General features: G+C 41.9%; 12 protein-coding genes. 3 read left to right on the forward strand and 9 right to left on the reverse strand.

What is annotated here, in order from left to right:
- Positions 1-57 precede the first annotated feature (57 nt).
- From FTT70_RS07855 to FTT70_RS07890, 8 genes are all read right to left on the reverse strand, one after another.
- Positions 58-831 (reverse strand): ThiF family adenylyltransferase, encoded by a 774-nt coding sequence (locus FTT70_RS07855; RefSeq protein ID WP_096901398.1) that lies wholly within the window; start codon positions 829-831, stop codon positions 58-60.
- A gap of 68 nt (positions 832-899) precedes the next feature.
- Positions 900-1,724, reverse strand: a complete 825-nt coding sequence (locus tag FTT70_RS07860; protein ID WP_180168474.1) for a TatD family hydrolase — start codon at positions 1,722-1,724, stop codon at positions 900-902.
- A gap of 1 nt (position 1,725) precedes the next feature.
- Positions 1,726-2,742 carry an RsiV family protein gene (locus FTT70_RS07865; protein WP_180168475.1) on the reverse strand — a complete coding sequence of 339 codons (1,017 nt, stop codon included), beginning with the start codon at positions 2,740-2,742 and terminating at the stop codon, positions 1,726-1,728.
- 49 nt (positions 2,743-2,791) lie between these two features.
- Positions 2,792-3,607 (reverse strand): hypothetical protein, encoded by an 816-nt coding sequence (locus FTT70_RS07870; RefSeq protein ID WP_180168476.1) that lies wholly within the window; start codon positions 3,605-3,607, stop codon positions 2,792-2,794.
- Between the two features lie 167 nt (positions 3,608-3,774).
- On the reverse strand, positions 3,775-5,367 hold the full coding sequence (locus FTT70_RS07875) for a peptide chain release factor 3 (protein WP_131260566.1): 1,593 nt from the start codon (positions 5,365-5,367) through the stop codon (positions 3,775-3,777).
- 136 nt (positions 5,368-5,503) lie between these two features.
- Positions 5,504-6,508 (reverse strand): Fic family protein, encoded by a 1,005-nt coding sequence (locus FTT70_RS07880; RefSeq protein WP_180168477.1) that lies wholly within the window; start codon positions 6,506-6,508, stop codon positions 5,504-5,506.
- Between the two features lie 208 nt (positions 6,509-6,716).
- Positions 6,717-8,783 carry a bifunctional diguanylate cyclase/phosphodiesterase gene (locus FTT70_RS07885; RefSeq protein ID WP_180168478.1) on the reverse strand — a complete coding sequence of 689 codons (2,067 nt, stop codon included), beginning with the start codon at positions 8,781-8,783 and terminating at the stop codon, positions 6,717-6,719.
- Positions 8,784-9,106: 323 nt separating this feature from the next.
- On the reverse strand, positions 9,107-11,311 hold the full coding sequence (locus FTT70_RS07890) for a carboxy terminal-processing peptidase (RefSeq protein ID WP_180168479.1): 2,205 nt from the start codon (positions 11,309-11,311) through the stop codon (positions 9,107-9,109).
- Positions 11,312-11,505: 194 nt separating this feature from the next.
- On the opposite strand from FTT70_RS07890, the gene nagZ reads away from it, so the two are divergent.
- Positions 11,506-12,609, forward strand: coding sequence for a beta-N-acetylhexosaminidase (nagZ, locus tag FTT70_RS07895; protein ID WP_004974880.1), 1,104 nt, complete (start codon positions 11,506-11,508; stop codon positions 12,607-12,609).
- 557 nt (positions 12,610-13,166) lie between these two features.
- Positions 13,167-14,057 (forward strand): class I SAM-dependent methyltransferase, encoded by an 891-nt coding sequence (locus FTT70_RS07900; RefSeq protein ID WP_004974878.1) that lies wholly within the window; start codon positions 13,167-13,169, stop codon positions 14,055-14,057.
- A 59-nt stretch (positions 14,058-14,116) separates the two neighbouring features.
- Here FTT70_RS07900 and FTT70_RS07905 read toward each other — a convergent pair whose 3' ends face one another.
- The gene (locus tag FTT70_RS07905; protein ID WP_004974874.1) at positions 14,117-15,451 is read right to left on the reverse strand and encodes an alpha/beta fold hydrolase; all 1,335 of its coding nucleotides are present in this window, start codon (positions 15,449-15,451) and stop codon (positions 14,117-14,119) included.
- Positions 15,452-15,792: 341 nt separating this feature from the next.
- Here FTT70_RS07905 and FTT70_RS07910 point away from each other — a divergent pair, with 341 nt between their 5' ends.
- Positions 15,793-17,058, forward strand: coding sequence for a glutamate-5-semialdehyde dehydrogenase (locus FTT70_RS07910; RefSeq protein WP_096901406.1), 1,266 nt, complete (start codon positions 15,793-15,795; stop codon positions 17,056-17,058).
- The last annotated feature ends 74 nt before the right edge of the window (positions 17,059-17,132 follow it).

Raw genomic sequence — 17,132 nt, forward strand, 5'->3', positions numbered from 1 at the left:
TGGCGATGTGCAAAATCAAAGAACTTTTTTATAAGCCATGCCTCGCATGGCTTTGATTTATGTATTTTTAGCCTGTAAGGCATCTAACTTTTTCAACACTTCTGCCACAGCTACCATCGCAAAACTGGACGTGACCACCACCGCCGAACCATAGCCGCCACAGCGCAAGCCTGCGCTTGGACATACATCGGCACTAGAAAATGGATTGTCGATGGAATACACACAGGTAATCCCAAACTTTTCTTTTGGCTTTTTACAAATACCTTTGCTGCGTAATTGGGCGCGCAATTTGGCCAACATTGGGTCTTGTTCGGTTTTAGATAAATCTGCCACTCGAATTTTCAACGGATCAAGTTTGCCACCTGCACCACCCGAAACAATCAGTGGAATCTTGTTAAAACGACAATGCAGCATCAACGCTAGTTTAGCTTTTACGTCATCAATGCAATCTAAAATCAAATCAGGTGCAGTCGCCAATAACGCTTTGACGTTATCTGGACTGAGGTAATCATCGACCAAATTAATTTTGATACGTGGATTAATAGAACGGCAACGCTCTGCCATGACATTAATTTTTTCATGCCCCAAGGTTGAGCTCATGGCAGGCAATTGACGGTTAATGTTAGATGCTGCGACCACATCCATATCCACCAATGTCAGCTCGCCGATACCCGTACGTGCCAACGCCTCAACCGCCCAAGAGCCGACACCGCCAATTCCTATCACCATGACATGACTTTGGGCATAATGCTGAAAAGCACTGTCGCCATAAATTTTGGCCACACCTGCAAAACGGCGTTCATATTCATCATCTTGAAGAAGATCTGTCATGCTGCAATCAAATTTAATTTCAAAGTGTGGGCATTTTACTGCGTTTCGCAGACTTCGTGTTGTTTCATCTAAAGTTTAGGCAGGTCTAATACTTGAACACTATTCTGCCAAAGCTGTGCGGCTAAAGTTTGCGGTGCAATATCTAAACAATCCGCTAAACCTTCAAGCACATAAATCAGGTTCGCAGGGGTATTTCGGGTTCGTGATTGAGTATCTGTCTGACAACATAAAGGCGTCATATCGGGGCAGTCGGTTTCCAAAACCAAATGTTCAGCACCAATTTCCTGCACAACACGGCGCAGTTTTTTTGCATTGGGATTGGTAATCTGCCCTGTCACACCAATTTTAAAGCCCAATTTGATCAGTGCTTTGGCTTCTTCTACCCCACCGCTAAAAGCATGTGCAATGCCACCAAACTGAAATTGTTGTTGTTTGAGTATTTTTAAGGTTTCGGCATGGGCCTTACGAATATGTAGCAGTACAGGTTTTTGTCGATGGCGTGCGATTTCCAATTGCGCGGCAAAAAAATCTTGCTGCTTTTGAAACGCTTCAGGCTGTTTATGTTCAACCAAAAAAGTGTCTAAGCCAATTTCACCCACCGCGACACAATGCTGTTGTTGCAAAAAATGTTCTAAATCTTGTAAATGTTGGTCTTGATGTTGTTCGATATAAAAAGGATGCAAGCCTGGTGCAAGATGACTGTGTGGCACATGCTCAAATTGGTTTAAAAACTGTTGTGTAGAGATTAAATCTTGAAAACGTGATTGTACAAAGCCAATCAGTACCAAATGTTCTACGCCTGCTGCCTTGGCCGCATACGCCAATTGCTCCCGATCTGAGTCAAAATCAGGTACATCAAAATGGGTATGCGTATCAAACAGCGCAATGCTCATATTAAGATTTCGCTTTGGTTGTGTTTACTGCACTGGCTTCGGCAGATTTTGCGGTTGCTTCAGAGGCTGCTTCTGTTACAGGCAAATACGCAGCTTTTAAAATCCCCTGCAGTTCTGCATACGGAATGGTTAAACGCGGTAAACCAACGACATAAGGGCCTATTTCATATTCTGCGTATTGCAGAATTAAACCCTGTTGACCTAAATAGTAATTTTCCGACAGCTTAAATTTCCACGCTTGTTCATATTCTTGCACATTGGTGGAAAGTTCAGATGCGATGACCCATTGTTTAAACGCTTCGTAGGCTTTACGCTCCAATTGGGGACGCTGCTTCTCTAACAGAATGTCATTTAACAACACTAATTTTTTCTGCTCTAAATCAAAATTATAGTATTGCTGTGCCGATGCACCATGCGCTCCGCCCAAATAACTGCTGCTATTTAATACCACGGTTGCCAATGGTTGATCTGCATTCAAAATTTTAGGCTTAATCATCAAACTGATTTTATGATTTGAGCTTAAAGCTTTCAGCTCCTGATCAAGTGCCAAAAAGCTTTGCACATAAGGCACGGTTTGTTTTTCTAATTTTTGCGCCAAAGTTTCCACTTGTGCAATGGCAGCTGCAGTGGGGTTACTGGCAGGTGCATCTGCAGCACTGGCTGCTGTATTTTCACTGGCTGTCTTCTCAATTGCTGCAGCTTCAGAAGCCGCCTGCTGTGGTGCAATTTCTAAAATTTGTGCCAATTCTTGAATAATTTTCTGATCAATAAAATGGTCGATAAAGGCCTGATTACTATTCAAACGCTCAATTGAAATTTCAGGGCAGTTATTCCCTTCACATTTAGGCAACGACAAATTCAGTTTTTCAGTATCCCCGACCAGTTTTAAGCTTTGTTGTTCCGCCTGCGTCTGCTCTGGCTCGACTGTTTCTGGTTCGGTTTTCTTTGGCTGACATGCAGTAATCCCTAGCGTTGTAATTAAAATACTGATCGCCAAAATACTTTTATTTTTCAACATGGATCCAACCTTGATTTCATCTATTTTTGCTTGTCACCGTACTCACCTACTAAAACATAGATGGATAGATGTCTGCTTTTAAAACTTGTTGTGTTTGTGCTTTGCTTAGGTAAATATCTAACTGCGTGCCATCTTTGACAATTTCATGGGTGCGATAATGCAATCCTAAGCCCTGATCATCAAAAAACCAATCTGCCTGCCCCCAGTATAATTTGGCAGGTGCTGCTTTTTGCACGTCACTGCTTTGTGTTTTGAGCCAATCCTGATAGGCCTGCTGTACAAAAGTATTCATACGGGTTTGTTGTTTGGCATCAATCACATCTAAAACAGACAAGGCTTTTTGCTGCTTCCGATCTGCCACAAAGAAATAATAGCGTTCTTTGACCTGCGTGCCTTCCTGTTTGCTATCTACCCCGACTTGCAACAAAACATATTGATTGCGTTGATATGCCATACGGGTGTACATCGCCAATTCATAAGCTTTATTTTGATCTAATAGTGCCTGCCAAGCATCGGATTTTTTCACATAGGCATCTACGGCTTGCTGCAAACTCATGTTTTGTTTTAAGCCAATTTGATCTTGAATCACCATGGCCTGATTTTTTGCAATCCAACTGTTGAGCCATGTATCTTGGGTATTTAAAGTTTGTACCTCTAATTCAATGCAGTTTTTATTTTCACAAAATGGCAAGGCAATTTCTGCTGCCTGTTGCTTGATATTCAAATACGGTAAAACATCCGCTTGATCTTTCTGAAAAATAGACGTTTGCTCATCTGAGTTTTGATCTTGTTTAGATGAGTCACAGGCGCTAAGCAAAACCATCCCGCTCAAAATTGCACCCAGATAAACCGATTTTTGCTGCATGATTTCCCCAATTCATTTATCAAAAATAATCTTTAATCTTTTACCGCCCCCATAATAAAACAGCTTCCTAAAGAAGCTGTTTTAATTTTGAAACTTTTAGGCATGCCGAACATTCATCTGCGCTACGCTGATTGCATCTGCCAGATTAAGCATCATCAACCTGAGGCTTAGTGCTCGCGTGTATTTCTAAACTCAATGTCAGGGTAACGCTCTTGCATTAACTGTAAATTCACACGACTTGGCGCGAGATAAGTTAAGTGACCACCACCATCGAGAGACAACTGATCGTGGGCTTTTTTCTTAAATTCGTTAAACTTTTTCTCATCGGCACAAGACACCCAACGTACCGTGTTGATGCTGACAGGCTCGTAAATACAATCAACTTTGTATTCTTCTTTCAGGCGATAGGCGACGACTTCAAACTGTAGCACACCAACAGCACCTACGATTAAATCATTGCTGTTTTGTGGCATAAAGACTTGCGTTGCACCTTCTTCTGAAAGCTCTTTAAGGCCTTTTTGCAGCTGTTTGGACTTCAATGGATCTTTCAAACGTACACGACGGAACATTTCAGGTGCGAAGTGCGGAATCCCTGTAAATTGCAACTTTTCACCCGAAGTGAAGGTATCGCCAATTTGAATCGTCCCGTGGTTATGCAGACCAATAATGTCGCCCGGCCACGCTTCTTCGAGGTGCTGACGATCACCTGCCAAGAAGGTTAAGGCATCGCTGATACGTACATCTTTATCAATACGCACATGCTTCATTTTCAAGCCTTTCTCATACTTGCCTGAACAGATTCGCATGAAAGCAATACGGTCACGGTGCTTCGGATCCATATTGGCCTGAATTTTAAAAACAAAACCACTAAAGCCTTCTTCATTGGCTTCTACAATACGGTCTTGAGTTGGATGTGCTTTTGGCGGCGGCGCATATTCACTGAATGCATTCAATACATGATCTACACCGAAGTTACCCAAAGCAGTACCAAATAGCACTGGTGTTTGACGACCCGCTAAAAACTCTTCACGGTCTAAAGGCTCATTCGCCATTTGTACCAACTCAAGTGATTCTTCAAATGCCGCCCATGCCAATTCACCTACTTTTTCACGTAAATCTGCATGGTTATAGCCATCACGTACTTCAATTTCAGGAATGGTTGAACCAAAACCTGATTTGTACACATAAAACTTTTCTTCGATGAGGTTAAACACCCCTGCGAAATCACGCCCTGTACCCATTGGCCAAGTGATTGGCACACACTTAATTTTGAGGACATTTTCAATTTCATCCAACAACTCTAATGGTTCACGAATTTCGCGGTCCATTTTGTTGACGAATGAAATGATGGGTGTGTCACGCATACGACACACATCCATTAATTTAATGGTACGGTCTTCGACACCTTTCGCACCATCAATCACCATCAGTGCAGAGTCCACCGCAGTTAGAGTGCGGTAAGTATCTTCAGAGAAATCTTCGTGCCCTGGGGTATCGAGCAGGTTAATCATTTTGTCTTTATACGGGAATTGCATCACCGAAGTTGTAATGGAAATACCACGTTCTTTTTCCATTTCCATCCAGTCAGATGTTGCGCCACGATCTGACTTACGGCTTTTTACCATCCCTGCAACTTGAATGGCTTGTCCCCATAACAGCAGTTTTTCTGTCATGGTGGTTTTACCAGCATCGGGGTGGGAAATAATCGCGAAAGTACGTCGCTGTGCGACCTGCGCCGCTAACTCATCTTTAAAACTCATGCAAGACACCTACTGCAGAACTGCAGTGTATAAGATCAAAATGATCAATATGAAAAATTGGCGTAATTGTAGCAGATTTGAATCAAATTTTATTGATTGTTGATATGTTCTAATTTATCCATAACTGAGAATATAGTTATTTTTTCAATCTATACTTTTGCTTTGGGCTTTTCGGTTTTTCTGGAATCGTACGCTCAATCAAACCTAATTCTATGGCAGTATTCAGATAATTCTTTTGGAATGTTGCTCTATGAGTTAAACCTAACAACTGCATTAACTCAGCCAAGCTATATTCACCTTGTTCCATCACTGAAATTAAACGTTGGACTTGGTCGTTCACTTGTACGCTAGCTTGAGCGGCAGCATGATCACCATTTTGAGCGGTTTCATTTGAACTCAACATTGCATCCAAAATCATTTGCAAAATAAATTCTATAAATACTGCTGAATCAGTCCGATCAGTGCTTGCTTGTAAAGCTTCGTAATAAGCTTTTTGATTTTGGTAGATCAGACTTTCCACAGGAATATTGGCAAAGATTGGATTCCACCTGCTCAAAATCAATGTCTGCCACAGCCTTCCCATCCGCCCATTACCATCTGCGAATGGATGAATAAACTCAAACTCATAATGGAATACTGAACTTTGAATGAGTGGATGCACATCACTATCATTCAACCAACCAAGTAGATCAGCCATAAGACGATTGATCTGATTCGCAGGTGGCGCCATATGCACCACACGATCACCTGACATTACACCGACACCACCATGACGATATTGACCGACTTCATCAATCAAGCCTGTCATCAAAACTTGATGTGCTTGTAATAGGTCTGCTTCTTGGCTCGGTTGCCACTGCTGAAATGCTTCATAGGCTTTGATAGCGTTACGCACTTCCTGTACTTCTTTTGGAGGTGCAATTACTGTTTTACCATTAAGGATTGCCGTGATTTGCTCAGTGCTAAGCGTGTTACCTTCAATCGCAAGTGAACCTTGAATGGTACGAATACGATTAGCTTTTCTAAGTTTTAAATTTTCTTGGATTTCTTCTAAAACAGTCAAACGCCCTATATTCTCACTGATCTGAGCAATCAAATGAATGATTTTTGAGGTGATAGTATAAGGCGGTTGGTATTTCATATTCCCTCAGTGCGCACCAGAATTATTCATCAAAACACTAATATTTATAAACTTATTAAAAAATAAAAGAAATTACCGTATAAACTCATTTTTCAAAACAACCTTACCACCTATCAACTGCATATATTCATAAAAATCTTCAATCATCTGTTTTTGATAATAGCTGATTTCATGTTCATGCCAGTGATCATTTTTATATGCCACTAACTTAAGCCGAATGTTTAAACAACTCTTCTAAACGCTCAACATCCATAGGTAAGCCTAATAAATAACCTTGCAACTGCTGACAGCCTAAACGGGTTAAAATCTCAGCTTGCAATGGCGTTTCCACCCCTTCAGCGGTCACAGTTAAACCCAGTTTAATGGCTAACTGAATAATACTTTCTAAAATTAATTCTTCTTTGCTGTCCAAACACAAATCTAAAATAAAAGCACGGTCAATTTTCAACTCATCGACTGGCAATTTTTTCAAATACAAGAAACTCGAATGTCCTGTACCAAAATCATCAATCGCCAATTGAATCCCCATTTGACGCAAACGCTCAAAACTACGAATACTCGATTCAATATGATGCATTGCTGTACTTTCAGTCACTTCAATCATCAGGTGATGGGGTTGAATCTCATAGCGTTTAAACAAGTTTTCTAAAGTCGAAAATAAGTGTTTATGTTCAAACTGCACTGCCGATAAATTCACAGCCACAGGAAATAACGGTGCACCCGATCTTTCCCAAATTTGAATTTGTTTAAAGGCTTCTTCTAGCGTCCAATAGCCAATTTGAATAATCAACCCCGTCTTTTCAGCCCCTTTAATAAACATGTTTGGGGTAAGTAAACCATGTACGGGGTGATACCAACGAATTAAAGCTTCTACGCCACAAATTTTATGGTCAGTGGCTTTAAACTTTGGCTGATAGAACAACGCAAATTGTTGTTGTTCAACTGCTTTATATAAATCATTAATCAACTTACTTTGGCTTTTAGCCTCAAGTAACTCCAGATCATAATTAAATACTGAACTGGTGTTACGCCCCTGATATTTAGAGGTCAGCATCGCCGCATCAGCATTCATTAAAATATCTTGCAAATTGGTGCCATGCTCTGGATACATCGCAATGCCAATACTGCCTGAAATATTAATGACCTTGCCTGCAATTAAGAAACTTTGCTGAATCAGTTCTAATATTTTTTCAGAAATGAGCGTGGCTTCTGCGATATCGGTATGTTCAATCACCAAAAGAAATTCATCGCCACCAATTCTTAATAACTGGGTATTTTCACCTAGGTGGGATTGCACACGTTGCGACAACTGAATAAGCAATTGATCGCCAACATGGTGTCCAAATACGTCATTCACCGCTTTAAAGCGGTCTAAGTCGATATACAAAAATGCAATTTTAGTATTTTTTTGCCGATGTTCAGAAAAAAGCAATTGTGCATATTCGGCTAAATATAAACGGTTAGGCAATTTGGTCAGGTTATCTTTGACTGCCTGATTGGCCAATTCACGATTGGCTAAAGACAATTGTCTGCTTTTTTCTTCTAAGCGTAGCTCCAGCAGAGATACGCCCACCGCAGCAGCAAAAATCAAACTGGTCACTAAAATAACCACCAACAGGGCTGGCCCTTGCCCGATCTGAAAATGCCCTGATTGAGGCAAATCGGCTGTAGAGTAAAAATGTAGTGCTTCCATGCCTATATAGTGCATGGCAACAATGCTCAGACTCATGAGTACCGCAATGAAAATTTTATATTGTGCCTGACGCCCCATTCTGCACTTGGAATGAAACATAAACCAAAAGGTAAGTATTGCACCGCCAATGGCCACTAATACAGACAGTAAAACAATCGTGGGATCATAATAACTACGGTAGCCTTCTACCTGAATTCCCATCATGCCCGTATAGTGCATGCCTGAAATGCCCAACCCCATCAAAATGCCGCTCAGGATCAAACGCGCCACAGGCAGGGTCGATTGCGTGGTCAGCCAAACCGCAAACGTAGAAGCGATAAATGCAATAACAAAAGATAGGGTCGTAAAGCTAAGATCAAATTGATACGGTGCAGGTAACTGGCAGGCCAACATGCCCACAAAATGCATACTCCACACTGCCGCACCTAGCAGCAAACCACTCATGATTAATGCAATTTTTTTTAGTTGTTGTCGTACATTTTGAAAAAGCATTTGCTCAACAGACACTGCAAAATAGCAGGCCAACACTGAGATTGCTACCGAGCCGATTACCAAGCTCAGATCATAATGTACATGCATCATTAGATGTGTCCATCTCTGTCATATTTTATTGTTTTTCGGTTACTCAATCCCACACTCTCTTATAAATAATAACTAAAAAGCAACCTGAACGACGGATTGATCTAGCAAAGACTGCATTGACTTTAGAATCTAATACTATTCCGCTTTGGTCAATAGTCAACTATATAATATGTCATCATGAAATAATGGCAATTCAAAACTGCTAAAAATAGCTGTCTGACTCAAAGCTATATGCATCTTGTCACTTTACTTTTCGCTTTAGGATGAAAAAAACCAGCAACTTTTCGCTGCTGGTTCTATTTGATTAAGATTCTAAGATTGTTTTAAGGTTGATTCGGCTCAGAAACACCTTTTTGTAACATGGCATAGTCTTGCAACACCTGCGCTGCTTCAATCACAAAAGCTTCTTCCTCAGGTAAAGCAGGGCGTTGTGCCGCTTTCAATTTGGCACGCGCTTCTGCCAAAGCATCAATAGATGCCTGATAGCTTTCCCAATTAGCAAATGGTTTCAAACCTGTTTCCTGACGGCGTTTGTTTTCCGCAGTCAGCGTTTGTTGCTCCAAAGCTAACAACTCTGCTCTGCGTTGTTCAATATCTAACACAATGCTTTTGCGATCTTCAGTTTGTTTGGCAATTTGCTTACGTTGTTCCAAATATTGAAATTGCGGATCAAGCGTGACACGTTGCTGTGACAATTGCCCTAGCTTGGTGATGTACGGCTGTACTGAACCTTCACGCTTAAATGGTGCAGTTGGAATAGTATCCCACTTCAAAGCATTTTTCGCTTTGCGTTCACCAAACTCCTCATTGTAAATATCCACCAGTTTAATGTCAGGAATCACACCTTTGTTTTGGGTACTTCCACCTGTAATACGGTAGAACTTACGTTGAGTTAAGGTCGCCTGCCCATAGGCTAAGGTGTCGAGTTGTACCTGCGCTGTACCTTTACCTGTGGTGGTGCTACCAATCACAATCCCGCGCTGATAGTCCTGAATTGCAGCAGAGTAAATTTCACTGGCCGAAGCAGAAGCAAGGTTAATCATCACTGCCAATGGGCCTGCATAAGTCTGTGCACCGCCATCGTCATCTTCAAATACGCTCACGTTGCCATTGCCATCACGAATTTGCACTACAGGGCCTGATTTGATTACTTGCCCAAGCATACGTGCCACTTCTTCTAGTGAACCGCCAGGGTTGTTACGTAAATCGACAATAATCCCTGCGACATTTTTGGCCGCCAAACTTTTCAGGGCATTGTTGGTATCCTCCGACACCGAGCGATATTCATTACCTGCACGACGCGCACGGTAATTCAAATAAAACGATGGAATTTCAATCACACCATAGGTATAAGTTTGACCATCACGTTTGATGTCAATCGTTCGTGAGCGAACTCCCGCATCTTCTTCCTGAATCACATCACGCACAATGGTCACATTACGCGCCTGATTCATCGCCGCACCCGCACCCAACAAACGCACAGTGACTTTGGTGCCACGTTTACCGCGAATCAGCCCCACAATTTCATTGCTCGGCCAACCCACAACATCCACCATTTTTTCGCCATCTTGCGCCACACCAATAATGCGGTCACCCGATTTCACCTGCCCTGTTTTACTGGCAGGGCCACCTTCAACAATGGTTTCAATTTTAGTGTAGTCTTCATTGCCCCGTTCAGGACGAATCGACACCCCAATCCCTTCAAGCTGCAAAGTCGTTTGACGATTCAGCTCCATCGCATCAACAGGTGGGAAATAATTGCTGTGCGGATCATAAGTCAGCATCATCGCATTCAAAGTTTTATCCAGCACGTCATCGCTCTTTAAACGATCCATGCGCTCTAACTGACGAGTATAACGCTTAGTTAAAGTCTGCACTGGAGTCAAATCTTCTGGACTTGCCAAATCCTGACCATTGGTCAATTCAGGGTTATCTTTAATGGCTTTTTGTTTTGCCAATTCTTCTTCTTTGCTAATGGTCAGGTTAATGAGCTGCGACACCAGCATTTTTTGCCAATGCTTACGCATTTCTGCTTCAGTATTAAAGAACGGTGCTTTTTCCCGATCTGTTTCAATCGTGACATTTGGCTGTTTTAAATTTTGTGGTTTTTTCAGCTCTGCCAACATGAAATGATAAAACTGTTTTAAGCGTTCACGATACTGTGCATGAATTTGATACGGTCCAGCCAAATTGCCTGCTTTTAATGAAGCGCCAAATGTTGCTGCATATTGTTTGCGGTATTGCTCAACTTCTTTAGCCAAAAACAAAGTGTGGTCAGGGTCTAAACTGTCGATATAAAAATCAAAAATGCGCTGCGACGTCGCAGCATCTAAACGCTGATTTAAATAATGCTGACGATCGACCAAGGTCGCCAATTGACGCGAAACCAAAGCTTGTTCCTGCGTCGGCACAATACTGTTAGCAACGACAGCGGTATTATTGGCTGCAATTGCCTCGTTAATGGCGTGAGAAAAGAAAAAACCGCCAGTTGCTATTGCAACCGCACAAGCGATGGTTTGAAGTTTCATAAAAATATTTACGTCCTTGGTTTTTGACCAATCTCTGCTTTTCACAATGAATTGAGCAGATTCAAAATCTTATACAACTTAATTTGGGTCTGTCGTGTAGTTTTATCATAATCTGTGCTGTCAAAATGTAGCAAATCATTGCAGAATTCAGGTATTGTTTTTTTATTGATAAAAATCGAATACGGACACCCAATATGATTGGCGCATTGATGCTCGACATCGCTGGCACAGAACTTACTCAAGAAGATATTGAACTATTAAGCGCTCCGCAAGTCGGTGGAGTCATTTTATTTGCCCGAAATATCCAATCTCCTGCGCAAGTACGCGCCTTGACCGACCACATGCGTCAGGTACGCCCTGATATTTTAATTGCAGTCGATCAGGAAGGCGGACGCGTACAACGCTTAAAACAAGGTTTTACCCTATTGCCTGCTATGGGTAGATTTGGCGAGTTATACCAAAACGAACCTGAACGTGCCTTAGATTTAGCCGAAGAATGTGGCTGGTTGATGGCCACCGAAGTATTAGCCGTAGGCATTGATTTTAGTTTTGCACCCGTTTTAGATTTAAATGACATCAGTGATGTCATTGGAGATCGTGCTTTTGCTGCGCGTCCTGTCGATATTATTGCTTTGGCAGATGCTTTTTTACGTGGAATGCATCGTGCAGGAATGGCAACCACAGGCAAACACTTTCCTGGACATGGATCGGTTAAAGCAGACTCTCACGTTGCTGCCGCGATAGATTCACGTTCTTTTGCCGAAATTCAACAACAGGATATGCAAACCTTTATCCAACTGCAAAATCAACTGGATGCGCTCATGCCTGCGCATGTCATTTATGATCAGGTCGATCCGAACCCTGCAGGTTTTTCTGAGTTTTGGTTACAGCAAGTGCTTCGCAAAGACTTGGGCTATGATGGTGTACTCTTTTCGGATGATTTAAGCATGCAGGCGGCTTGTGTAGCAGGCGATGCCGATGCACGTATTCATGCCGCTTTGCTTGCAGGCTGTGACATGGGATTGGTCTGCAACAACCGTGCTGCACAACGATTGGCTTTAAATGCGATTGCCGATTTACCCTTGCCGAATCAGGCACGTTTAGAACGCATGCGCGGTAAAATCCCTGAGCTTAGTGCAGAGTTTAGCATTGCTGAAGTTTTAGACTTGGGTGATGAATGGCGAAGCGTCCGTGATCGTATCTTGGTATTTAAAGAACAAAGTGCCGCGCTACTGGCAGCACAAACTAGTCACGACCCGACCAATTATTCAAGTACCACTAAAAACGCTGCGACTTGAGATCACCACAAACTAACTAGGGTCTGTTGACAATTCGTCTATGTTTGCGACGTGAGAGATATATCTCGCAAGATTTTTTAGCTGATATAAGGCATGGGACAGGAAATTTAGTCATTCTAAATGACTGGCACATAACGCAATAGCAGCAAAAAATATGCTCGCCCCCTTGCGCAGCAAACAAAGCAACGCTTTGTTCTTGCTCATGTGGCTAAAACTTTCTCAGATTGCGTTATGGAACTTGAAAATAGGTCCACTATTCCCTGCGTTTTATGCCTGATCTGCTCAGTTTTAGCCTACAGCGCAAGCCATTTATGAAATGTCAACAGACCCTATACGCCTTCACTTTTTCACAGCATTTATACGACAAAGGAACACGACAGCTTGTTCCTTTTTGATTATGATAAACTTATTCTATTTTGAGTATATGCCTGACACCGCAGCTTGAGTGTCAAAGCATGCCTAAAAAGACAACGACCACCATACAAACAATTAAGGTCTATACGAAAATGACAAAAACATTGCTGAACAGCAAAATCACGACAGAAAAAAGGACTGAAATGCACAACTCGGATGCCAAGCCAACTCGCTCAGACACGACTGCATTGTCCAAACATCGGCATATTTCTTTTACCGCACATTATACGGGATATATCTGGTATCAAAGGGGGATTTCACATCCTGTATTTGCGACCCGAAAAGGCAAGTTTTTAGCCAAATTGGTACATCCTTTAGAAAACTGGGCAGAACGTCATGTGGGCGGCAGTATGCGCAGCACCCTCAAACAACGTCACCAAATGATTGATGCACACTTAACCGCACTGATTCAGCAACATCCGCAATTACAAGTGCTCGAAATTGCATCTGGGCTGTCACCACGCAGCTGGAACTTTCGACAAAAATATCCTGAACTGAATTACCGTGAACTGGATTTGCCTGATATGGCGCAAATTAAAACTCAAGCGTTACGACAAATTGACCACGACGCACCTGAAGTTCTCACCGCCGATATTTTTAGTGAATCCTTTCAACAGGCCTTTGAATATTTTGATCACTCGCAGCCCTTAGTAATTATTAGTGAAGGTTTAATTAACTACTTCAGCAAAGACATGCTACAACAGCTGTTAAATGGCATGTGTAACTACACCCAAGACTTTCCAGAACTGCATTATTTAACCGATATTTACCCTGAACCCGTCAAAAACAAGCTCGCCAATTTTATTTGGAACTGCAGCCGATTATTGAAATTTATGTCACGCAGTGCTTTCACCTTTCACTTTCAATCTCCGCAGGAATTAACTCAGTTTTTTCAAAATGCAGGTTTTGAGCAAGTGCAGCTACAACAACCACAACTGTATTTTTCCAACAGCTCTTTAGAAAAAACAACCGCAGAACATTTAGGCGATTTAGTCTGGATGGTTCATGCCTACAAAAAAAATAGCGTGGTTTAACACGCTATTTTGATTCTATTTTCTTTGGATAATTTTAAACCAAGCACTGATTTTATCTACTAACGGGCATATTCCAAATTTTGTGCAGCCGCTTTTTGACGTTCCACATAACGCAACAAACGCTCTGCCACCTCAAAACTACCATGCTTAAATAATGCGCGTAGTTGCTGCCCTTGGCTTTCAAAAATTAAACATTCAATGCTAAAACTGCCTTCCTCATCCTGTAATTCTAAGGCCATATCTCGTTCAAACTGTGCTGCTTGTGCCGCCAACGCAGCATTTTCAAAATCAAGCAATACACCAAAGAAGTTTAAATCGACAATGTGCGTGGCAATTTTCAAATCAGAATGACGATACTGCAAATGACTTTGCGGATTTTGCACCCGAATACGCGCTTCTCCACGGCGTTCCATCGTCAATAGTTGCGCACGTGTCATTGGAATAATGCCATCTAAGTCCTGAATAGATTCATCGCTTAAAAAGGTCGCAAATAAATTCATGGTTTCTTTACGGCGCTGTAATTGCGGCACATGATCTGCATTGGCAATCATGGCAAATTCCATGTTCGGGCACTGTAAGGCAAAATTGGCATTTTCATGCGGCAAGGTAAAACTGTCATATTGCCCACACGCCACCAAAACCTTACATTGCGGAATAGGCACATTGGTTAACCGCAATAAACGGTTGCAGTTCACATCGTAGCGATCTTGCTCTGTAGCGGTAAAGTCGGCCATTTGTCGGTAAAACAAACGCTTTGCAGTCGGTGACATGCGAGTTTGTTCCATTTTGGCATGATTGACCAAGTATAAAATCACCGCCTGACCAAATTCATCCATGCGCTGCTCTTTCATTAAATGCAGTGATTCTTCAAGCAACATGCGCCAACTTTTACGGGTCTTTTGCATAACCCCCATTAAAATCATGCGATCAATCAATTCAGGACGCTGATCTGCTAGACACGATGCCACCACCGAACCCAATGACATGCCCATGACGGATACTTTATCTAAGCCGACAATATCCAGCCAATCACCCAACATCTGACCTAAATCATGCAGTTCTAGCGTTCCTGCCGACTCACCTGTTTCCACATTGGTCATTTGCTGATTGGCGCCCATAGATGGCATATCAATTAAAATGATTGGCCCTGCACGAAAAAGCTGCTCGACACAATATTTATATGAATTAAAGTTTTGGAATGCACCACCAATAATCACAATTGGAGTTAAATGTGCGGTTTCTGGCTGAGCAATTGCCATGTATTCCACTTTCCAGCCGTTGATCCAAGTGGTACGAGCGGGTTGTTTAAAGCTGTGTTTATCGTAAATATCAAAAAAACAGACATGCGAACTTGCGTCCTGTACATCCGTGTCCATCTGGATCATGGAATTCATATTCCTTACCTCCATGCGCATTTTATTTTTATTGTGCAAGTGTTCGTCATTGAACGATTACCCACTTATCTGAATTAAAGTGGCATCCTGCTTATTGTTGTGAATGACATCAATGTCGTTATCGCATCATTCTATACAGGTGCTGATTTTATACGCAACATTTTCTATGACCGCTCATCTACTTTTAAATCATAAAGCATTTCAAAATATTAATTTTTGTGATGAAAGCATTGAAAAATATGAAAAGATTGAACAATTTAGTCGATTTTCCGCTGAGACGCTTCATTGTGCAGGCACAGACTGTTAATATCGAGTTGAAATTTCTAAGTGATCAAACCGCTATGCAAGAGTCTATTGAACAATATATGCAAACGGTAGGACAACAAGCACGCCAAGCCTCTCGTGTCTTAGCAAGCGCTTCTACCCAATCTAAAAACAATGCGTTATCGGCTATTTATACGGCATTGGAAAATAGCGAGTCCGCTATTTTAGCTGCCAACCAAATTGATATGACCAAAGGTCGTAACAACAACTTGGATAGCGCACTGCTTGATCGCTTAGAACTTAACCCCGCACGCTTTAAAGGCATGTTACAAGGTCTGAAAGATGTGATTGGTCTCATGGATCCAATTGGTGAAATTACCGATATGGCTTACCGTCCATCTGGTATTCAATTGGGCAAAATGCGTGTACCGCTAGGTGTGGTGGGCATGATTTACGAATCACGTCCAAACGTAACCCTTGAAGCTGCGTCTTTGGCATTAAAATCAGGCAATGCGATTATTTTACGTGGTGGTTCTGAAGCACTGGAATCTAACCAAGCGATTGCTGCCGCGATTCAACACGGCTTAAAAGCATCAGGCTTGCCAGAAACATCGGTGCAAGTGATTAACACCTCAGACCGTGCTGCCGTTGGGCAATTAATTACCATGTCTGAATATGTAGATGTAATTGTGCCACGTGGCGGTAAAAGTCTGATTGAACGCATCAGCAATGAAGCGCGTATTCCAGTGATTAAACATTTGGATGGTAACTGTCACGTATTTGTAGAAGCACAGGCCGATTTACAAAAAGCCCTGCCTATTGCCCTGAATGCAAAAACTCACCGTTATGGCGTCTGTAATGCCATGGAAACATTGTTGGTCGATGAGGCTGTTGCCGCACAATTCTTGCCACGTATTGCCGAGCTATATGCAGAAAAACAAGTCGAATTACGCGGCTGTCCTGCAACCCAAAAGATTTTGGGTACAAGTGTTAAAACAGCAACCGAAGAAGATTGGTACACCGAATATTTAGGCCCAATTTTGGCAGTTAAAGTGGTTTCAGGAATTGATGAGGCAATTGAACATATCAATAAATATGGTTCACATCATACTGATGCCATTATTACTGAAAACTTTAGTTTGGCGCGTCAATTCTTGGCTGCGGTAGATTCTAGTTCAGTCATGATTAACGCTTCTACACGCTTTGCTGATGGTTTTGAATATGGTTTAGGTGCTGAAATTGGAATCTCTACCGATAAAATTCATACCCGTGGCCCTGTCGGTTTGGAAGGTTTAACCTCACAAAAATGGATCGTGTTTGGCGATGGTCAAATCCGCCAATAAAATCCATCTGTAATTTTGCAATATCCAAATATAATGTTCAGTTTCACAGGAAGCTGAACATTATTCCCTTCTAT

Source organism: Acinetobacter sp. YH01003, from assembly GCF_013420525.1.
GTDB classification, from domain to species: Bacteria; Pseudomonadota; Gammaproteobacteria; order Pseudomonadales; family Moraxellaceae; genus Acinetobacter; species Acinetobacter towneri.